At 63.3% G+C, this 19,228-nt stretch carries 18 protein-coding genes; 5 read left to right on the top strand and 13 right to left on the bottom strand.

The genetic code is table 11. The features are described 5' to 3' along the window. Window positions 1-104: 104 nt before the first annotated feature. Both acnA and F3H26_RS19580 read right to left on the bottom strand, forming a co-directional pair. The gene (acnA, locus tag F3H26_RS04175; protein WP_149774816.1) at window positions 105-2,795 is read right to left on the bottom strand and encodes an aconitate hydratase AcnA; all 2,691 of its coding nucleotides are present in this window, start codon (window positions 2,793-2,795) and stop codon (window positions 105-107) included. Window positions 2,796-2,809: 14 nt separating this feature from the next. Continuing rightward, entirely contained in the window at window positions 2,810-3,160 is a 351-nt protein-coding gene (locus F3H26_RS19580; RefSeq protein ID WP_223162429.1) for a hypothetical protein, read from the bottom strand. Here F3H26_RS19580 and F3H26_RS04180 point away from each other — a divergent pair. Beyond that, the gene (locus F3H26_RS04180; RefSeq protein WP_262504547.1) at window positions 3,155-3,721 is read left to right on the top strand and encodes a DUF1223 domain-containing protein; all 567 of its coding nucleotides are present in this window, start codon (window positions 3,155-3,157) and stop codon (window positions 3,719-3,721) included. The genes F3H26_RS19580 and F3H26_RS04180 overlap by 6 nt on opposite strands. Window positions 3,722-3,725: 4 nt before the next feature. Here the strand turns inward: F3H26_RS04180 and F3H26_RS04185 are convergent, their stop codons facing one another. The 6 genes from F3H26_RS04185 to F3H26_RS04210 form a co-directional block, all read right to left on the bottom strand. Continuing rightward, window positions 3,726-4,649 (bottom strand): lysophospholipid acyltransferase family protein, encoded by a 924-nt coding sequence (locus F3H26_RS04185; protein ID WP_149774818.1) that lies wholly within the window; start codon window positions 4,647-4,649, stop codon window positions 3,726-3,728. 95 nt (window positions 4,650-4,744) lie between these two features. Next, on the bottom strand, window positions 4,745-5,842 hold the full coding sequence (locus F3H26_RS04190; protein WP_223162425.1) for a flagellar motor switch protein FliG: 1,098 nt from the start codon (window positions 5,840-5,842) through the stop codon (window positions 4,745-4,747). Window positions 5,843-5,908: 66 nt separating this feature from the next. Continuing rightward, the gene (locus F3H26_RS04195) at window positions 5,909-6,448 is read right to left on the bottom strand and encodes a tetratricopeptide repeat protein (RefSeq protein ID WP_188127686.1); all 540 of its coding nucleotides are present in this window, start codon (window positions 6,446-6,448) and stop codon (window positions 5,909-5,911) included. A 100-nt stretch (window positions 6,449-6,548) separates the two neighbouring features. Next, the gene (locus F3H26_RS04200) at window positions 6,549-6,701 is read right to left on the bottom strand and encodes an adenylosuccinate lyase (protein ID WP_149774820.1); all 153 of its coding nucleotides are present in this window, start codon (window positions 6,699-6,701) and stop codon (window positions 6,549-6,551) included. Between the two features lie 126 nt (window positions 6,702-6,827). Further along, the gene (gene purB / locus F3H26_RS04205) at window positions 6,828-8,132 is read right to left on the bottom strand and encodes an adenylosuccinate lyase (RefSeq protein WP_149774821.1); all 1,305 of its coding nucleotides are present in this window, start codon (window positions 8,130-8,132) and stop codon (window positions 6,828-6,830) included. 166 nt (window positions 8,133-8,298) lie between these two features. Next, on the bottom strand, window positions 8,299-9,537 hold the full coding sequence (locus F3H26_RS04210) for a bifunctional alpha/beta hydrolase/OsmC family protein (protein ID WP_149774822.1): 1,239 nt from the start codon (window positions 9,535-9,537) through the stop codon (window positions 8,299-8,301). A gap of 249 nt (window positions 9,538-9,786) precedes the next feature. Here F3H26_RS04210 and F3H26_RS04215 point away from each other — a divergent pair, with 249 nt between their 5' ends. After that, window positions 9,787-9,978: a hypothetical protein gene (locus tag F3H26_RS04215; protein WP_149774823.1), complete on the top strand. Its 192-nt coding sequence runs from the start codon at window positions 9,787-9,789 to the stop codon at window positions 9,976-9,978. 3 nt (window positions 9,979-9,981) lie between these two features. Here the strand turns inward: F3H26_RS04215 and dddP are convergent, their stop codons facing one another. Next, window positions 9,982-11,325: a dimethylsulfonioproprionate lyase DddP gene (gene dddP / locus F3H26_RS04220; RefSeq protein ID WP_149774824.1), complete on the bottom strand. Its 1,344-nt coding sequence runs from the start codon at window positions 11,323-11,325 to the stop codon at window positions 9,982-9,984. A gap of 123 nt (window positions 11,326-11,448) precedes the next feature. Here dddP and F3H26_RS04225 point away from each other — a divergent pair, with 123 nt between their 5' ends. After that, window positions 11,449-12,192: a heme-dependent oxidative N-demethylase family protein gene (locus F3H26_RS04225; RefSeq protein WP_149774825.1), complete on the top strand. Its 744-nt coding sequence runs from the start codon at window positions 11,449-11,451 to the stop codon at window positions 12,190-12,192. A gap of 36 nt (window positions 12,193-12,228) precedes the next feature. Here F3H26_RS04225 and F3H26_RS04230 read toward each other — a convergent pair whose 3' ends face one another. From F3H26_RS04230 to F3H26_RS04245, 4 genes are all read right to left on the bottom strand, one after another. Further along, window positions 12,229-13,140 (bottom strand): hypothetical protein, encoded by a 912-nt coding sequence (locus F3H26_RS04230; protein WP_149774826.1) that lies wholly within the window; start codon window positions 13,138-13,140, stop codon window positions 12,229-12,231. Between the two features lie 181 nt (window positions 13,141-13,321). Beyond that, complete coding sequence (locus F3H26_RS04235; protein ID WP_149774827.1) at window positions 13,322-14,116, bottom strand: lytic murein transglycosylase; 795 nt, start codon at window positions 14,114-14,116, stop codon at window positions 13,322-13,324. Between the two features lie 147 nt (window positions 14,117-14,263). Next, window positions 14,264-15,670 carry a type I glutamate--ammonia ligase gene (gene glnA / locus F3H26_RS04240; protein WP_149774828.1) on the bottom strand — a complete coding sequence of 469 codons (1,407 nt, stop codon included), beginning with the start codon at window positions 15,668-15,670 and terminating at the stop codon, window positions 14,264-14,266. Window positions 15,671-15,702: 32 nt separating this feature from the next. Further along, window positions 15,703-16,041 carry a P-II family nitrogen regulator gene (locus F3H26_RS04245; RefSeq protein WP_005982402.1) on the bottom strand — a complete coding sequence of 113 codons (339 nt, stop codon included), beginning with the start codon at window positions 16,039-16,041 and terminating at the stop codon, window positions 15,703-15,705. A 169-nt stretch (window positions 16,042-16,210) separates the two neighbouring features. Here F3H26_RS04245 and F3H26_RS04250 point away from each other — a divergent pair, with 169 nt between their 5' ends. Further along, on the top strand, window positions 16,211-17,785 hold the full coding sequence (locus F3H26_RS04250; protein WP_149774829.1) for an NAD(P)H-hydrate dehydratase: 1,575 nt from the start codon (window positions 16,211-16,213) through the stop codon (window positions 17,783-17,785). Window positions 17,786-18,094: 309 nt separating this feature from the next. Continuing rightward, on the top strand, window positions 18,095-19,216 hold the full coding sequence (locus F3H26_RS04255; RefSeq protein ID WP_149774830.1) for a porin: 1,122 nt from the start codon (window positions 18,095-18,097) through the stop codon (window positions 19,214-19,216). The last annotated feature ends 12 nt before the right edge of the window (window positions 19,217-19,228 follow it).

Here is a 19,228-nt window from a genome sequence, read left to right on the forward strand (position 1 = left end):
AGCAGACCGCTTCTCTGCACGGAACACAACGCGATAGTGGCCAGACCTGAAACGAAAAAGAGCGCCCGTTCGGGGCGCCCTTGCGTTCTTGGCTTTGTGCCTGCTCAGCTGGCCTTGGCCAGGTTCCGCAGCACATAGTGCAGCACGCCGCCGTTTTCGATGTACTCGATCTCGGGCGCGGTATCGATGCGGCACTTGAGCGTGATGGTCTTCTCGGTCCCGTCCGCATAGGTGATGGTGCAGGGCACCTCCTGCAGCGGCTGGATCGTGTCCAGACCGTGGATCGAGATGGTTTCATCACCCGTCAGGCCCAGCGTCTTGCGGTTGTCGCCGCCGGTGAACTCGAACGGGATGACTCCCATGCCCACCAGGTTCGAGCGGTGGATACGCTCGAAGCTTTCGGCGATCACGGCCTTGACGCCCAGCAGCGCGGTGCCTTTGGCCGCCCAGTCGCGCGAGGAACCGGCGCCGTACTGTTCGCCGCCGAAGACCACCAACGGGATGCCCTTCTCCTTGTAGGCCATCGCCGCGTCATAGATCGAGGTCTGCTCGCCATCGGGGCCCTTGGTATAGCCGCCTTCGACGCCGTCCAGCATCTCGTTCTTGATGCGGATGTTGGCGAAGGTGCCGCGCATCATCACCTCGTGGTTGCCGCGGCGCGACCCGTACGAGTTGAACTCGCGCGGCTGCACCTGGCGTTCCAGCAGGTATTTGCCCGCCGGGCTGGTGGTCGAGAACGACCCGGCCGGCGAGATGTGGTCGGTGGTGACCATGTCGCCCAGAATGGCCAGAATGCGCGCGCCCTCGATGTTCGAGATGGTGCCCGGCTCGGGGCTCATGTTCTGGAAGTAGGGCGGGTTCTGGATATAGGTCGAGCTCGGCGGCCAGTCATAGGTTTCGGCATCGGTGGTCTCGACCGCCTGCCATTTCTCGTCGCCCTTGAACACGTCGGCGTATTTCTTCAGGAACGCCTCGCGGGTCACGGTGGCTTCGACCAGATCGGCGATTTCCTTCTGGCTCGGCCACAGGTCCTTCATGTAGACGTCGTTGCCGTTCTTGTCCTGACCGATCGGTTCCGAGGTCAGGTCGATGTCCAGCGTGCCGGCCAGCGCATAGACCACCACCAGCGGCGGCGAGGCCAGGTAGTTGGCGCGCACGTCGGGCGAAATCCGGCCTTCGAAGTTGCGGTTGCCCGACAGAACCGAGGTCGCCACCAGGTCGCCTTCGGCGATGGCTTCCGAGATCTCTTTCTGGATCGGGCCCGAGTTGCCGATGCAGGTGGTGCAGCCGTAACCCACCAGGTTGAAGCCGATGGCGTCCAGATGCTCTTGCAGGCCGGCGGCCTCGAGGTATTCGGACACGACCTGCGACCCCGGTGCCAGCGAGGTTTTCACCCAGGGCTTGCGGTTCAGGCCCAGTTCATGGGCCTTTTTCGCCACCAGACCGGCGCCGATCATCACATAGGGGTTCGAGGTGTTGGTGCACGAGGTGATCGAGGCGATCACGACCTTGCCCGATTCCATCGTGTAGTCTTCGCCCTTGACCGGCACTTCCTTGCCCATCGGACGCTTGAAGGTCTCTTCCATTTCCTTGCGGAAGGCGGCCTTGGCGTTGGTCAGCGGCACATAGTCCTGCGGGCGCTTGGGGCCCGAGATGGCCGGGACGATGGTGCCCATGTCCAGCGACAGGGTGTCGGTGTAGACCGGGGCATAGTTCTCGTCGCGCCAGAAGCCATTTTCCTTGGCATAGGCTTCGACCAGCGCGATGCGGTCCTCGTCGCGGCCGGTGTTGCGCAGGTAGCGCAGGGTTTCGTTGTCGATGGGGAAGAAGCCGCAGGTCGCGCCGTATTCGGGCGCCATGTTGGCGATGGTCGCGCGGTCGGCCAGAGGCAGACGGTCCAGACCTTCGCCGTAGAACTCGACGAACTTGCCCACCACGCCTTTTTCACGCAGCATTTCGACGACCTTCAGAACCAGGTCGGTGCCGGTGGTGCCTTCGACCATCTCGCCGGTCAGTTCAAAGCCGACGACCTCGGGGATCAGCATCGAGATCGGCTGACCCAGCATCGCGGCCTCGGCCTCGATCCCGCCGACGCCCCAGCCCAGAACGGCCATGCCGTTGACCATGGTGGTGTGGCTGTCGGTGCCGACCAGCGTGTCGGGATAGGCGACCTCTTCACCGTTCTGGTCGGTGTCGGTCCAGACGGTCTGGGCCAGGTATTCCAGGTTCACCTGGTGGCAGATGCCGGTGCCCGGCGGCACCACGCGGAAGTTGTTGAACGCCTTCTGACCCCATTTCAGGAACTGATAGCGTTCCATGTTGCGTTCATATTCGCGGTCCACGTTCATCTGGAAGGCGCGCGGGTTGCCGAACTCGTCGATCATGACCGAGTGGTCGATGACCAGATCGACGGGGTTCAGCGGGTTGATCTTCTGCGGATCGCCCCCCAGCGCCTTGATGCCGTCGCGCATCGCGGCCAGGTCCACCACGGCCGGAACGCCGGTAAAGTCCTGCATCAGCACGCGGGCCGGGCGATAGGCAATCTCGCGCGGGTTCTTGCCGCCGTTGGCGCCCCATTCGGCAAAGGCCTTGATGTCATCGACCGAGACCGAGAAACCGCCATCCTCGAACCGCAGCATATTTTCCAGCACCACTTTCAGTGCGGCGGGAAGCCTGGAGAAATCGCCCAGGCCGGCCTCTTGCGCGGCGGGGATCGAGTAATACGAGATGGACTTGCCATTCACGCTCAGGCTGCGGCGTGTCTTGGCGGTATCCTGTCCGACTTTGATGGGCATCTGTGGCCTCCCTCTCAAATGACGTGGAATTGGGATTCGCTGAGCGGTATCTGCATCACCAAGGCCTGCGGTTCAAGGTCCAACAGGGCGGGTGCGGCAATTTTTGTATACCATTGCACACATTTTTGCGGATTGCCGCCGAAACCGGTCTCAAGAAACCTTGATTGGCCCTTGATGCGGCCGGGCTGTAAACCGGTTCCCGTGAACCACAAGCCCCCGAGCCGACCATGCCGCGACATCGCCTGACTGCCGCCGTTCTGTCCTTGTTTCTTGCCGTCCCGGCCGCGGCCGACGGCCCGGTGGTGGTCGAACTTTTCACCTCGCAGGGCTGTTCCTCGTGTCCGCCGGCGGATGCGATCATGCACGAACTGGCCAAGCGTGATGACGTGATCGGCCTGGCCCTGCACGTGGATTACTGGGATTATATCGGCTGGACGGACGAATACGGCGACCCGTTCCACACCACGCGCCAGCGCATCTATGCGCGCCGGGGCGGGCGCGACATGATCTATACGCCGCAGATGGTGGTCAACGGTCAGCAGGATATCGTGGGGGCCAGACATGAACAGTTGGAACGGGTGATCGATGCCCATTTGGGTGCGCCGCCGATGGCGCAGGTGTCGGCGACGCGAACCGGTGACACCGTTTCGGTCCAGGTCGCCCCGGTCGATCTGCCATCGGGCGCCGTCTATGACGTCCGGGTCGTGCAATACACGCCATTGCGTCACGCCTCGATCCGCCGGGGCGAACTGGCCGGGCGCGAGCTGGACTATGCCAACGTGGTCGACGCCTGGCATGCCGGCGGGCAATGGGATGGCGCCGGGCCGCAGGTGTTCCAGGTCTCGGGGGTGTCCGAGTTGCCGGCCGTGGTCTTGGTTCAGCAGGCCGGGCACGGGCCGATCATCGCGGCCGCGCGGGTGGATTGAGGGTTCAGGGCATGTCCTCGGGCTGAACGCCCAGGCCGTTCCAGGCTTTCCAGCGCCGGTGGATCCAGAACCACTGACCCATGTGCTGGCGCACTATTCCTTCCAGATCATCATTGATGAACTGGGTCATGGTCTTGGGGTCGGAATGCGGCACCGGGTCATGCAGAACGATCTCGAAATCGATGCCATTGGGTTGGCGCACCGCATAGCAGGGGATCAGCACTGCATCGTATTTCATAGCCAGCTCGGCATTCAGAACCGAGGTCACGGCCGGTTTGCCGAAAAACGTCAGCTCTTCGCCGCCATGGGCGTGCAGGTCGGACACGATGGCGATGATGCCACCATTCTTCAACGACCGCACCATTTCCACCATGCCCCGGCGCCCCTGTTCGAACATCGGCTTGCCGGTCTTGTGGAAGGCTTCCACATACATCTCGTTGAAATAGGGGTTGGCCATGCGCCGGTACAGGCAGCCGATCTGTTTGCCGCAGCGCGCCTGCAGTGCGATCCGCGCGGCCAGGTAATGCCCGAAATGCGCGGTGATCATCATCACCGGGCGGCCCTCGGCCACGGCACGGTCAAAGGCAGCCACGCCCGGCCCGGTGACGACGGCGGTCTTCTGCCGTTCGGTGAAATCCTCGGGCGAGAAATGCTCCATGATCGCGCGGCCCGCATTGTCCGGTACTGCGCGGCAGATGCGTTTGACCTCGCTTTCGGGCAGCTCGGGGCAGGTCAACCTCAGGTTGCTGCGCACCCGCTTGGTGAACCCCACCAGAGGCGACAGCGCGCGTGCAATCGCGCCCATCGCGGCGATCCGCCGCTCGTACGGCAGCAGGCGCATGGTGCCGATCACGCCCTTCAGGAACAGGTTGGCAACATAGTATTTGGCAAGCTGAATGCGGCTCAGTTCCGACTTTTCGGCGGGCATGCGAGGGTCTCGACGGGTTATGTGATTTGCGAGGCCAGACATACAGAGGGTGCCGGGCGACCACAAGCACCGTATGGGCGGGCGGCCGGGCGGGATCAGTCCCCGCCCTCGGCCTCCTCTTCGATCAAGGTGATCGTGCCGTCATCGACCAGCGCGCGGATGGCGCCCACGACCTGGGTCATGGCGTCTTCGGCGTCGGCTTGCTTGACCTTGCCACGCTCGGCGACTTCTTCGCGCAGGTTGTCGGCCATGCGCGACGACATGTTGGAAAGCAGGAATTCGGCCGAGGCCTTGTCTTCTTCGCTGTTTGCCCCGGCCAGCGCGGTGACAAGAACGGGCTGCTCGATCCCGCGCAAGATTGCCGGAACATCCCGCGGCGCGATGCGCTTGGCGATGTGGGCAAAGGTGAAGATCGAGCGGCGCACCGCTTGGGCAAAGCTTTTGTCTTCTTCTTCGAGGGCGCTCAACAACTCCTCCCGGGTGGCCGCCGAAGATTGGTTCAGAATTGCCCCCACCCGGGCGCCGGGGTCGTCGCCGAAGGCCGGGGTCGGGCGCTGATCCAACTGCGCGGCCAGCGACCAGCCGATGCGTTCGACCGCCTCGGGCGAGACATTGGTGGTTTTCGAGACCGCATAGGTGATCCGGCGCGCCACCGGGCCGGGAAGATGCCCCAGCAGTTTCGCGGCCTTTGCCGTATCCAGCTTGGACAGCATGACCGCCGCCACCTCGGTGCTTTCGGCCTGGGCCATGCGGGCCAGATCCTCGACCGGGACGTCGCGCAGGCGCTGCCACGGGTCGCCCACCTGGCGCATACCCGCCACTTTGCGCAGCCGCGCGGCCGTCGTGGGGGCGATCTTGCCGTTCACCGCGTCCAGCGCACCCGCCAACCCGTGCGGAAACGCCAGCCCGACACTGTCGAGCGCATCGGCGAATTCCTGGGCCACCGCCGCCAGCGTCACCCGATCGACCAGACCCATCTGCCCCAGTTGCACGGTCAACCGTTCTTGCAACTCGTCCGGCAATTCCTCGAGCGGGAAATCCGCGCCCTCGTTCAAAAGCAGGCGCACGATGATCGCGGCCTTTTGTCCGGGTGTCAGGTGACGGGGAACGACGCGCGGCGCGTCGTCCTGTTGTTCGGCCACCGGAGGCGCGGCGCCCGGGGCCGTCTGTACCAAAGCGTTGGAGTCTTGCATCTGCCTGTGCTGTCAAATTCGTTGCGCAGACAGATTAGCGAGAGTCGCGTAAAGAAAAGCTGAACCCTAGTAGCTGTAGGTGAGCCCCGTGCGGATCGCCCGGCGCAGCGACGCTTCGGCCCAACTGCCTTCACCGCCCCGGGCCTTGATCTCGCGCCATTGGGCGATGGCAAGGTCGGTCTTGCCTTCGGCCACGAAACCCTGACCCATGTAGCTGCGTGCCAAGATGTTGTCGGGGTTCGCCGCAATCGCGCGCTGGTAAAAGGCGTTGGCCAGATCGACCTTTCCCATCTTGCGGTAGGTGAAGCCCCAATAGGTCAGGACGCGGTCATCGTCCTGATCCATGACGCGCAGCACGGATTGGGCGTTTTCGTATTGGCCGGCATAGGCCATCTCGCGCACGGCCTGATACAGCTGGTCGTCGGTGAAATTGGTCTTGTTGGGCTTGACGCAGCGGCCTGCGGCCTCGTCATAGACCCGGCCGAACAGGCATTTCTTGGTGGTGTTCGTCGGTTTCGGGGGGCTGCTGTCCCCGCCCGCGGCGCTGACCGCGGGGGCAAAGGCAAAACTTTGAAGGGCAATCGCCGAGGCCAACAAAAGGCGCATGTCAAACTCCATCTCGAAATTGGCTTGGGCAAACCATAGCGCGTTCCGAGGAAAAGCTAACAGGAAATCGTCCGGGTCAGTTCACAACTGGGTCAGACGCTCAGCTGCTGGCGTTTTTCACGCAGCTTTCCGAGGCCGAATCCCAAGTCGTGCCGGGCGCACAGGATTGAGTCTGCTTGCTGTGGCCTTGGCAGGCGATTGCGGACGACGCAGACAGGGCAAGGGCCAGTGCGCAGAGGGTCGTGCGGATCATGGTGGGCTCTCCTTGAACGGAAATTGCCCACCCAGCATAGCCGATTTCGGACGTTTCCGCAAAAGACAGCGGCCCGGATCGCGCCGTGCGACCCGGGCCCCCAAAAAGCCGTTCCTGCGTCGAGGGTTACTCGCCGAACACCCGCTCGAAGATCGTGTCGACATGCTTGGTGTGATAGCCGAGGTCGAATTTCTCTTCGATCTCTTCCTTGCTCAGCGCTGCGGTCACGTCCGGGTCGGCCAGCAGTTCGGTTTTGAAGTCCTTGCCTTCTTCCCAGACCTTCATCGCGTTCCGCTGCACCAGGCGATAGGCGTCTTCGCGGCTGACGCCGGCCTGGGTCAGGGCCAGCAGCACGCGCTGGCTCATGACCAGACCGCGGAACTTGTTCATGTTGGCCAGCATGTTGTCCGGATAGACCACCAGCTTGTCGATTACCCCGGTCAAGCGGTGCAGGGCGAAATCCAGGGTCACGGTGGCGTCGGGGCCGATGTTGCGCTCGACCGAGCTGTGGCTGATGTCGCGCTCGTGCCACAGCGCCACGTTCTCCATCGCCGGGATCACGGTCATGCGCACCAGCCGGGCCAGGCCGGTCAGGTTTTCGGTCAGCACCGGGTTGCGTTTGTGCGGCATCGCCGACGAGCCCTTCTGGCCTTTGGAAAAGAACTCCTCGGCCTCCAGAACCTCGGTGCGCTGCATGTGGCGGATTTCGATGGCGATGTTCTCGATGCTGCTGGCGATCACGCCCAGCGTGGCAAAGAAGGCCGCGTGGCGGTCGCGCGGGATGACTTGCGTGCTGATCGGCTCGGGCACCAGGCCCAGCTTTTCGCAGACATGCTCTTCGACGCGGGGGTCGATATTGGCGAAGGTGCCGACCGCGCCGCTGATGGCGCCGGTGGCGATCTCGGCGCGGGCGTCGCGCATCCGCGACAGGTTGCGGTCCATCTCGGCGTAGAAGCGCGCGAAGGTCAGCCCCATGGTGGTGGGTTCGGCATGAATGCCGTGGCTGCGGCCGATGCGGACGGTGTCCTTGTGCTCGTAGGCGCGGCGCTTGAGCGCGGCCAGCAGGCCTTCGAGATCGGCGATCAGGATGTCGGCGGCGCGGGTCAGCTGCACGTTGAAGCAGGTATCCAGCACGTCCGAGCTGGTCATGCCCTGGTGGACGAAGCGGGCCTCTTCACTGCCGACATGTTCAGCCAGATGGGTCAAAAAGGCGATGACGTCATGCTTGGTGACGGCCTCGATCTCGTCGATGCGGGCCACGTCGAATTCCACGTCCTTGGCCTTCCAGACGGCTTGGGCGTTTTCGCGCGGGATGACGCCCAGATCGGCCATCGCGTCGCAGGCATGGGCCTCGATCTCGTACCAGATGCGGAACTTGGTCTCGGGCGACCAGACGGCGACCATTTCGGGGCGGGAATAGCGGGGGATCATGGGCGGCAGCACCTTCGTGATTGGCAATGGGTGACGGTGCGGGTCTTAGCCGCCTCCGGCGCATGGGACAAGCCGCGACGGGCGGACTGAGACGGTTTGCCCCTGCACAAGCGCCGTTCTGGCGGCCCGCCCGCCGATCCCCGGTCGGTCTTTGCCTCGGGCCGGGTCAGACCGTAACGACCCGGTCCTGCGCCGGAAGCAACTCGGTCGTGATATGGGCCGAGTTCTCGAGCGTGCGATGTACCGGGCATTTGTCGGCGATTTCAAGGAGCCTGGCCCGCTGGGCCTCGTCCAGAGGCCCATCCAGGCGGATCTTGCGGCGGAACTGGTCCACTTTGCCATCGCCGGCCAGCCCCGCATCCTGCGCATGCACCTTGTCGTGACAGACATCCACGGTGATCCCTGTCAGCGGCCATTGCTTGCGCCGGGCGTACATGCGGATGGTCATCGAGGTACAGGCGCCAAGGCCCGCGGACACGAATCCGTAAGGTGACATGCCCCGATCGGTGCCGCCGTAGGAAACCGGTTCATCGGCGACGGCATGGTGGTTCGGGCCTGACTGGATGTCCTGCAGGAATCCGTTCGGGTCCACCTCGGTCACGCGCACCACGCCTTCGGGGGCGCCCGGCGGTGGGGCGGGCGGCGACAGCGGCACATAGCGCGACACCCAGGCGGCGATGACGTCGGCGGCATAGTCCGCGTCCCTGGGCCGGGTGATCAGGTGGTCGGCATCGTCCAGCGTGACAAAGCTTTTGGGGTGCTTGGCGGCCAGAAAGATCGTGCTGGCATTGTCGATGCCCACGGTTTCGTCGCGCGGGGCGTGCAGGATCAGCAGCGCGGCCTTCAGGTACTCGATTGCCGGGATCAGCGCCGATTCCGAAATGTCGCGCACGAAGTCCCGCCCGATGCGGATCGGACGCCCGCCCAACAGAACCTCGGCGCTGCCATCCTGTTCGATCTGCCCGCGCGCGCTCTCGAAGTGATGAGCCACATGGCCGGGGTCAGCCGGGGCGCCGATGGTGACCACCGCCTTGACCGAGGGGATCCCGGCCCGCGCCCGCAACACCGCCGCCCCGCCCAGAGAATGCCCGATCAGAAGATCGGGTGCCATGCCACGCCCGGCCAGATACTGCGCCGCCGCGATCAGGTCCTGCACGTTCGTGGTAAAGGTCGTGTTGGCAAACTCGCCTTCGGAATGGCCAAGGCCCGTGAAATCGAACCGCAGCACCGCAAAGCCCATCGCCGCCAGCCGCGCGCTGATGCGTCGGGCGGCGGGGATGTCCTTGGAGCAGGTGAAGCAATGGGCAAACAGCGCCGTCGCCAGCACCGGCCCGTCGGGCAGATCCAGGCGTGCGGCCAATTGGCTGCCGTCATGTCCGGCAAAGGTGATGCGTTCGGTGGGCATGGCCGCTCCTTACGTTGATCGGGTTCCGGCAATACTGGGGTCCGCGCGCGGGGGCCTCAACCCCTGTATCACGCTCGTCACGCCAAGGTGAGGGGGGAGCGTCGAATCGTGAGAGGCCAGCGGATTGTTTGTCTCGGGACAGTTTTGGTTCAGCAATTGTGATGATGATCCCGTCAATTATTCGTTTCAGGAATGTTGAATCTGCTCCCATGTTCATGGTTCGTCGAACAATGAAACAGGAGTTCCTCGATGACACATGCTGAACCGATCCATCTCCGTCACCGCCATCACCCCCGGCTTTTGCCGGGGCTGTTGCTGGCTGCTGCGCTGGGTTTCGCTGCGGGCCAGACCTGGCCGTTGGACTCCGAACAAGCCGGCATCGAGCGGCCCGCGCCCGAGGATTGGCACGGAAATGTGCGTCGTTCGCACTGGGCGGAATGAGGGTTATTCGAGCCCCATGAGGGCGGCATCGAACGGATAAGTGGTCAGGTTTTCATAGCCATCTTCGGTGATCAGAACCTGATCTTCCAGCTTGATCGAGAAATCGCCGCCCACTTCGCCCACGGCGGCCTCGACGCACAGAACCATGCCGGGTTCCAGCGGATAGTCATAGGCGCCGGGCACCGCCTTGTCGGGATAGGCCACCAAGGGCCACTCGTCGCACAGTCCCACGCCATGCATCAGGCAGCCGTATTTCTGCGCCTGGAACCTGTCGTCCAGCCTGTGGCAGTTGGCGGTCAGGTCGGGGATCATCACGCCGGGCTTCAGCATCTCCATGTTGGTCATGATGTGCTCGTGCGCGTGCTGCATGGCATAGATCATGTCGGGGCGCGGCTTTTCATCGCCGATCCACCAGGTGCGCGAGATGTCGACGCAGATGCCGTAGCTGCCGATCAGATCGGTATCGAAGGCGATGATCTCGTTTCTCTGCGTGATCCGCGGCCCGCATTCCTGAAACCACGGGTTGGTGCGCGGCCCCGAGGCCAGCAGGCGGGTTTCGATCCATTCACCGCCGCGCTTGATGTTCTCGGCATGCAGAACGGCCCATATGTCATCCTCGGAGGTCTTGCCGTCTCCGACATGGGCGCGGGCGAACTTCTCCATCTCGGCCACGGCGGTTTCGCAGGCGTGGCTGGCGCAGCGCATGGCCAGGATCTCGTCGGGACCCTTGATGGCACGGGTCTTTTCGGTGACCTCCTCACCTTCCATGATCTCGAAGCCCTGCGCCTCGAGCGCGCGGAGGCCGTGCAGCATGATCTTGTCCACCGCCAGCCGGGTGTGGCCGGGGGCGTGGTTCTGCATCAGAACCCGCACCTCGTTGGCGAACACGTCCGCCTGCACATCTACTTTGTCGCCCCGGTCGAAATAGAACAGGTCCGCGCCCGAGCGCTGTTCTCGCACGAGCGGGTTGAATTTCGACAGGAAGGGCGAGTTCTTGTAGTCCCAGATCACCATGTAGCCATCGGCGCACAGCAGCACGGCCCGGAACGGGTTGTGGGTGTTCCAAAGCTGCATGTTGGTGCTGTCGGTCGCATAGCGGATGTTGAGCGGGTCGAACATCAGCAGCCCGCCATAGCCCCGGTCGACGATCGCCTGGGTCAGCCGCTTCCAGCGATATTCGCGCATCCGGTCCAGGTTGGGCAGTTGCAGGCCAGCGGCGGCCCATTCGCTGAACGCCAGTTGGGTGGGGCCGATCTCGATCCGGTCATTGTCGTTCGGCGTGCCGTCGCCCAACGTCGCGCCACGGCTTGGGTCGATCTTGCGGGTGTCTCGGTAGTGGTGGTTCACGGCGCGCCTCCCTGCTTGCCGGTTCAGCCTGACGGGGCAGGGCGGCCCCGTCTGGGTGAATTGCGACGATTTGCCAGTCGCTTTTTGACCGACAAGGTCCGTTTGGGGTGCTAACCCAGCGCCATGACAGCCATTCTGCAAAGAACACTGCCCTACGATCCGACCCAACAGCGCCCGCTGCCGGGCATCGCGCCGACGACGATGGAGGACTGGCTGCATCGCGATGATGCCTTCGCCGCGCAGATGCGCCACCGCCAGCACCTGCTGGAAACCCGTCGGGACGACGTTCTGGCGCTGGACGGGCAGGCCCATCCGGCCGCCGTCGAACTGCTGGATCTGGTTCTGGCGCAGGCCTATCCCGAGGCGACCGACGCTGCGCAGCGCCCGGATGGCGTGGCCGTTCCGATTGACCGCGACAACCCTCTGGATACGCTTTGCCTGCTGGCGCAGGAGGATTTCTGCATCCTGCAGAAACGGGGCGACGAGCATGTGCTGACCGGCGCCATCCTGTGCTTTCCCGCCAGCTGGCGTCTGTCCGAGAAATTCATGCGACCGCTGATCGCCATTCACGCGCCGGTCGACAGCTATGATCCCAACATCGCGCGCCGGGTACAGCGCCTGTTCGACGGGATTCAGGTCGGCCGGCCTTTGTGGCGCTTCAACGCGCTGTGGTACGACGACCCCGAACTGCACCAGCCCCGCAGTGCCAGCACCCCGCGCGAGATCCGTGACCGTGGTACTGCCCGATACCTGCGCAGCGAGCGACAAGCGCTTTTGCGGTTGCCCGAGACACGGGCCGTGGTGTTCTCGATCCACACCTATGTCGTGCCGGTCGGGCACCTGCCGGTAATGGAAAACCCCGCCTGACGGCGGGGCCTCCAAGGAGGGTTCTTCGAATTTCGGCTACATGCCCAGCGCGTTGGCCGCTCCGGCAATCGCACCGCTGGAGCTCAGCGAAACGATGGCCACGGTATAGGCGAGGACTTGCGTGTTCAGTCGGAAATCTTCTCCGCGTATCAGGTTCACCGCCGTCATGGACAAGGCAATCGGCGCCGAGATCGTGGCAACAGCGCCGGTCAGCGCCCAGCTTGCCAGACGCAGCGCATCGCTGGGGCGGTCCTCGTCCTCGGTCACCTGTTCCTGCGGTTCGTCCGCCTCGGCCCTGAAGGCGATGCTCAGCAATTGGTCATCCGTCAGCTGGATCGGGCGGCCGCTGTTTGCCTTCGGGGCCGGCGGTTCGACGCTCTCGGCGTCGGTGCTTTCGGTCTGCAGCCCGGCAAACGGTCCGCTGATGACCCGGAATGCGTCGCGCTGGCTGCGAGCCTTGCGCGGCATGAACGTGTCGAAGGCGCCCATGAACTGCTCGGTCGTCAGAACGGTTTTCGGCGACAGCCATTCCACGCGCTGGGTGGTGCAGATATCGACCATCCGGTACAGCATCACCACCAGCATCAGTTCCGAGATCTCGGAATCGTCGAGCAGCCCGGACACGGGCGACAACGTCACCGTCAGACGGTTTCTGGGACGGGCCGCGGCGGGGCGGATGATCGCTTTCAGCCCGGCCATCTGATCGCGACGGCATTGCGGAGGCGTTTCCGGATCGTCCGTTTCGACGATGAGGGAAACCAGATACTGGCTGGTTACGATACTGGCCTCGGTCGCGCTGAGCAGAGCCTTGCGCTCGACCAGATGGCCGTAGTCCTCAAGCGTGGCCGCCGCGATCTCACCGAAGCGTTCAAGCGCGCCATCCGGGTCGCCCTGGAACTGCAGGCCACCGTGATATGAGTGCTTCGAGGTCACAAGACTTTCCTTCAAGTCGGCATCATTGACGGCAAACTAGCAGGACATCGGGGAGAAAATTTGACCATTCTGCAAAAAAGTGTGGAATTCCGCCGATTGATTACGCTTTGGAAACCAAGAAATTAGCCCGAAATCTTGGGCACTGTGGCGACATTGTGGCAAAATTGGGGGCGCGGCCGGTGGTGCCAGCCAGGCGTCATTCATCGATTCGGGCAGCCATGATCGCGATGGCCTGCTGATAGACGCTGGCCGCGTTCCATTGCTGCAACACCGCGAAATTCGGCTCTCCCGGTTGATAGCCACGGCCGGGCTTCCACCCTTTCTTGCGCAGGAAATTTGCGGTCGAGGCCAGCGCGTCGGTCGGGTTGTAGAAATCGACCCTGCCGTCTCCGGTGACGTCCACGCCATAGCGCAGGGCGTTCCCGGGCAGAAACTGTGTGTGGCCCAGCTCGCCATGTTTTGCCCCTTTTGTTGCCATCGAAATACTGCCTTGATCGACCAGTTTCAGGGCGCCGATGGCGTGGGGAATGAAGAACTCGGATCGGCGACAATCATAGGCCAGTGTTGTGATTGCGGAAACGACCTGGCTGTCTCCCATGAAGCGGCCAAACCCGGTTTCCATGCCGTGAATGGCGATCAGAACACCGGCCGGCACGCCGTATTGGCGTTCGAGCGCGGCATAGAACTGCGGGTTGCGCGCCTTGCGTTTGCGGCCCTGCGCCACGATCGTGTCGGCACCACGGATCTGCATGAATTTGCCCAGCGGATATCTGAAGCTTTTTTGATTGCGGTCGGCCGCGATCGTGCCGGTTGCATACCGGGTTTCGGCCAATGCCTGCAGCCCCTTCTTCCGGACGCCAGCCCTGCGGGCCTGTTGGGCGAAACTGGTTTTCCAGGTTTCGAAACCGCTGCCGTCATTGCCGCAAGGGGCCGCGAGGGCGGCCGTCGCCGCAAGGGACAGCGCGAAAAAAAGCAGGGCTGCGCAGATCATCGCATCAATCCGTTCAAAAAATGACTGAGGCCAAGATTACAGCCTGTCGGCAACACCATAAAGCGCTTTGCTGAACCCGGAGGGCCGAAATAAAAAAAGGGGGGCCCCGCAAGGCGCCCCTGAAAAGGATGCGTCAACCGGCTGCGATCAGCAGCTGTAGTACATGCCGTACTCGACCGGGTGCGGGGTGTGTTCGTAGGTTTCGACCTCTTCCATCTTCAGCGCGATGTAGCCGTCGATCTGGTCCTTGGTGAACACGTCGCCCTGCAGCAGGAAGTCGTGGTCGGCGGCCAGGGCCTCGAGCGCCTCGCGCAGCGAACCGCAGACGGTCGGGATGCCGGCCAGTTCCTCGGCGGGCAGGTCATAGAGGTTCTTGTCCATCGCCTCGCCCGGATCGATCTTGTTCTTGATGCCGTCCAGACCGGCCATCAGCAGCGCCGCAAAGCACAGGTAGGGGTTTGCCGACGGATCGGGGAAGCGGGCCTCGACGCGCTTGGCCTTCGGCGATTCCGTCCACGGAATACGGACGCAACCCGAACGGTTGCGGGCCGAGTAGGCGCGCAGAACGGGGGCTTCGAAGCCCGGGATCAGGCGCTTGTAGCTGTTGGTCGACGGGTTGGTGAAGGCGTTCAGGGTCTTGGCGTGCTTGAGGATGCCGCCGATGAACCACAGGGCCTCGTCCGACAGGTCGGCATATTTGTCGCCGGCAAACAGCGGCTTGCCGTCCTTCCAGATCGACATGTTCACGTGCATGCCGGTGCCGTTGTCGCCTGCGATCGGTTTCGGCATGAAGGTGGCCGACTTGCCGTAGGCGTGCGCGACGTTGTGGATGACGTACTTGTATTTCTGCAGCTCGTCCGCCTGCTTGGTCAGGCTGTCGAAGATCAGGCCCAGCTCGTGCTGGCACGAGGCGACTTCGTGGTGGTGCTTGTCGACCTTCATGCCCAGACGCTTCATGGTCGACAGCATTTCCGAACGCAGGTCCTGCGCCTCGTCGATCGGGTTCACGGGGAAATAGCCACCCTTGACGCCCGGACGATGGCCCATGTTGCCCATCTCGTATTCGGTGTCGGTGTTCCACGACGCGTCGGTTGCATCAACTTCGTAGGATACCTTGTTGATGCTGTTCGAGAAACGAACGTCGTCGAACAGGAAGAACTCGGCCTCGGGGCCCATGTAGGCAACGTCGCCGATGCCCGACGCTTTCAGGTAGGCTTCGGCCTTCTGTGCGGTTCCGCGCGGGTCACGCTCGTAGGGTTCACCGGTGTCGGGCTCGACGACCGAGCAGTGCAGGCAGATGGTCTTTTCCGCATAGAACGGATCGACATAGGCGCTTTCGGTGTCGGGCATCAGTTTCATGTCCGATGCTTCGATCGACTTCCAACCTGCGATCGACGAGCCGTCGAACATGAAGCCTTCCTCCAGGAAGTCCTCATCGACCTGGTCGGCCATCACGGTCACGTGCTGCAGTTTGCCGCGCGGGTCGGTGAAGCGGATGTCGACATATTCGGCACCCTCTTCCTTGATCAGCTGAAGAACTGCGTCCTTGCTCATTATCCTGTTCCTCTAGATTTGCAGAATTGCGATTACAGCGCGTCCGGGCCGGTTTCGCCGGTGCGGATGCGAATGGCTTGTTCGACGGGCGAAACGAAGATCTTGCCGTCGCCGATCTTGTCGGTCTTGGCGGCCGCGACGATGGCCTCGATGGCGGCATCGACCTGATCGTCTTCCAGAACGACCTCGACCTTCACCTTGGGCAGAAAGTCGACGACGTATTCGGCGCCGCGGTACAGTTCGGTGTGCCCTTTCTGACGCCCGAAACCCTTGACCTCGATGACGCTGAGGCCTTGCACGCCCACGTCCTGGAGCGCTTCTTTCACTTCATCCAGCTTGAACGGCTTGATGATCGCTTCGATCTTTTTCATCCCGGCTCACCTCGCATGGTTGTCAGGACCGCAATCACCACGTCTAAGATCGTCGGGCAATCCGAATGCGGGTTTGCGGGCCGGCCGGGCGGCGCAAAACGAAGGGCAGTTCAAAAAATGGGCGACTTGCACAAAAAATGGACGAAACTGAATCGACAGGAGGCATGACATGGCGGAATTGCTGACGGCGGCGCAGATGCGGACGATCGAGCAGGAGGCAATCGAGTCCGGTCAGGCCACCGGGCTGGACCTGATGGAGACGGCCGGGCGCGGCATTTTCGAGGCGATTTTGGAAGAATGGCCCGATCTCGCCAAAGAGCCCCAGCGTGCGGTTGTCCTGTGCGGACCGGGCAACAATGGCGGCGACGGATTCGTCGTTGCGCGTCTGATGCGGGACTGGGGGTGGGAGGTCGGCGTCTATCTATACGGCGACCCTCGAAACCTGCCGCCGGACGCCAGGGCGAACTTTGACAGGTGGACGGCGCTGGGCGGGACCGTTCAGTCCATCGAGGCGTTTACTGGTGCGCTGCCGGAGCGTCCCTCGGTGGCGGTCGATGCTCTGTTCGGAACAGGGTTGTCCCGCAGGCTGGACACAGTGGTCACGCGGGCGCTGGGGGTGCTGGGTGCGATGCGTCAGGGGCCCTTAGTGGTTCGGGTGGTCGCGGTGGACATGCCGTCGGGATACTGCGCAGACAGCGGTCGCCCGTTGTTCGAAGTGCAGGCCAATCCGGGCGCCGACCTGACGGTGACCTTCGAACGCCCCCGGCTGGGGCATCGGTTGGCCGAAGCGGCGGCCGTTTCGGGCAAGGTAGCGGTCAAGCCGCTGGGGATCCGGCACCGCGACGGCGGCGCGCTGTACGACAGCAAGACCCCGATCGCGCGGGACTGCCGGGTGCTGCCGCATCTGCTGTCCAAGGCCGGTGCCGGGCACAAATATGCGCATGGTCATGCCTTGGTCCTGACCGGTGGCTCGGGCAGGACCGGAGCGGCGCGGCTGGCCGCGCGCGCGGCGTTGCGGATCGGGGCGGGGCTGGTGACTTTGGGGGTGCCGCCGTCTGCCCAGTTGGAGGTGGCCGGCCAGATCACCGCCCTGATGTTGCGGCGCGTCGACGGAGCGGAGAGCCTGGTCGCGCTTTTGGCGGATGAGCGTCTGAACGCCCTCTGCCTTGGCCCCGGACTGGGGATCGACCGCGCGAGACAGCTGGTACCCGCGGTTCTGGGCGGTGGCGTGAAACCTCGGCCGACCGTTCTGGATGCCGACGCTCTGACCGCCTTTGCCGAAGACCCGGACACCCTGTTCGCGCGTCTTCACGAGGATTGCGTTCTGACCCCCCATGGCGGTGAGTTCGCCCGTCTGTTCCCGGATCTTGCTGTCCGGCTGACCGAAGTTCCGGTCAAAGGGCCGGCCTATTCCAAGGTTGATGCCGCGCGCGACGCTGCAAGGCGGGCGGGTTGCACGGTTCTGTTCAAGGGCGCAGATACGGTCATCGCCGCGCCGGATGGCGGCTGTTCCATCAACTCGGCCCATCACGACCGTGCCGTTCCCTGGCTGGCGACGGCCGGGGCCGGGGATGTGTTGTCGGGGTTCATGGCCGGGCTGCTGGCGCGCGGGTTGCCCGCATCGACGGCGGCCGAGATGGCCGCATGGCTGCATGTCGAGTGCGCCCGCAGTTTCGGGCCCGGCCTGATCGCCGAGGATCTGCCCGAACAGCTACCGACGGTGCTCAAACTGTTGAATCTATGATCTTTCCGCGCCGTTTCCACCGTGGGCTGCGGAAATCCCGGCGGAATTCCGCCGTCAAGTCCGCATGTCAGCATAGCCGATGTTTGCCATGCGCATGACGAAATGGCAGAATTCCTTTGCGGGAGCGGAAACGTTGCTTGCCGAAAACATTTAATGCATTGAAAACATTTCGCTATTTCCTGTCAGTGAGTCATTGAATGTGGCGAATTTGCAATGCCGGGCCTCTGTGGGATGAAGGCCACTGGAAACGCGAGGTTCGACTGAACATCTGAGCAGTATCCGAAACCTGAACCATTCATGGTGAACGACATGACATTCAATCTCAGACTTCCCTCGGCCGCAGCGCTGCTGGCGGCCACCACGGCGATCCCCGCCGCAGCTGAAATGAAATACGAAAACAACTCGGGCGGATATGTCCTGCTGTATGGGCAACTGAACCCGGCAATCATCTCGGTGGATGATGGGCAGGAGTCCGACACCCGCCTGCTGGACAACGACCTGTCCAACAGCCGCGTCGGCCTGAGCCTGATGCAGCCCTTCGGGCAGAACGAGTTCACCTTCCGCTTCGAGACCGCGCTGGGTCTGCCGAACTCGACCGAGTGGAACCAGAACGGCACCGATTTCAGCGGCTGGACCCGTGAAGACATCCGCCATGTCGATTTCGGGCTGAAGGGCAGCTGGGGTAAATTCTCGGCCGGTCAGGGCAGCATGGCCTCGGACGGGGCGGCGGAAACCGACCTGTCCTATGTGGGGACAGCGCTGTATTCCTATACGGCCGACGAAAACTCGGGCTTCTTCTACCGTGGAACCAACGGGGCCCTGAGCGGCATTACCGTGGGCGATACCACCAGCAACTTTGACGGTGCGCGCCGTGGCCGCGTGCGGTATGACACCCCTGACTTCAGCGGATTCTCGGCCAGCTTCGCCTATGGCCAAAACATCCTGTCCAGCAGCGATGACGACGACTATTACGACGTGGCGGTGAACTACAACAACACCTTCGCCGGTGGTGTCGAGTTTGCGGCCAGCGTCGCCTATGCCGTGCGCGACTTCGACAATGGGTCGGGCGAGCGCAATGATGCCGTGGGGTCGGCCTCGGTGCTGTTGCCCAGCGGTTTCAGCTTTGCCGCGGCGGCGGGCACCCGTGACAACGTCGCAGGCCAGAGCGACCCGAGCTTCTGGTACACCAAGATCGCTTATGAAGGCGACTGGGTGTCTTGGGGCAAGACGGGCGTCGGCATCGACTATTATGACGGCTCGGACTTTGACACCGATGGCTCCAGCACCGAATCCTGGGGCATCGCCGTGGTCCAGCGGATCGACAGCATCAACACCGATGCCTACCTGAAATACCGCAACCACGACTTCGACGACGGCACTTCGTTCGACAAGAACGAAGCCTGGGTTCTGGGCGCGCGCTGGAAGTTCTGATCGCGCCATCCC

Source organism: Ruegeria intermedia (assembly GCF_900129345.1).
Classification (GTDB): domain Bacteria; phylum Pseudomonadota; class Alphaproteobacteria; order Rhodobacterales; family Rhodobacteraceae; genus Ruegeria; species Ruegeria intermedia.

Coding starts and splice junctions, on each gene's coding strand:
- acnA (WP_149774816.1), bottom strand. CDS start 2,795: ATGCCCATCAAAGTCGGACAGGATACCGCCAAGACACGCCGCAGCCTG.
- F3H26_RS04180 (WP_262504547.1), top strand. CDS start 3,155: ATGCACGAACTGGCCAAGCGTGATGACGTGATCGGCCTGGCCCTGCAC.
- F3H26_RS04185 (WP_149774818.1), bottom strand. CDS start 4,649: ATGCCCGCCGAAAAGTCGGAACTGAGCCGCATTCAGCTTGCCAAATAC.
- F3H26_RS04190 (WP_223162425.1), bottom strand. CDS start 5,842: ATGCAAGACTCCAACGCTTTGGTACAGACGGCCCCGGGCGCCGCGCCT.
- F3H26_RS04195 (WP_188127686.1), bottom strand. CDS start 6,448: ATGCGCCTTTTGTTGGCCTCGGCGATTGCCCTTCAAAGTTTTGCCTTT.
- F3H26_RS04200 (WP_149774820.1), bottom strand. CDS start 6,701: ATGATCCGCACGACCCTCTGCGCACTGGCCCTTGCCCTGTCTGCGTCG.
- purB (WP_149774821.1), bottom strand. CDS start 8,132: ATGATCCCCCGCTATTCCCGCCCCGAAATGGTCGCCGTCTGGTCGCCC.
- F3H26_RS04210 (WP_149774822.1), bottom strand. CDS start 9,537: ATGCCCACCGAACGCATCACCTTTGCCGGACATGACGGCAGCCAATTG.
- F3H26_RS04215 (WP_149774823.1), top strand. CDS start 9,787: ATGACACATGCTGAACCGATCCATCTCCGTCACCGCCATCACCCCCGG.
- F3H26_RS04225 (WP_149774825.1), top strand. CDS start 11,449: ATGACAGCCATTCTGCAAAGAACACTGCCCTACGATCCGACCCAACAG.
- F3H26_RS04235 (WP_149774827.1), bottom strand. CDS start 14,116: ATGATCTGCGCAGCCCTGCTTTTTTTCGCGCTGTCCCTTGCGGCGACG.
- glnA (WP_149774828.1), bottom strand. CDS start 15,670: ATGAGCAAGGACGCAGTTCTTCAGCTGATCAAGGAAGAGGGTGCCGAA.
- F3H26_RS04245 (WP_005982402.1), bottom strand. CDS start 16,041: ATGAAAAAGATCGAAGCGATCATCAAGCCGTTCAAGCTGGATGAAGTG.
- F3H26_RS04250 (WP_149774829.1), top strand. CDS start 16,211: ATGGCGGAATTGCTGACGGCGGCGCAGATGCGGACGATCGAGCAGGAG.
- F3H26_RS04255 (WP_149774830.1), top strand. CDS start 18,095: ATGACATTCAATCTCAGACTTCCCTCGGCCGCAGCGCTGCTGGCGGCC.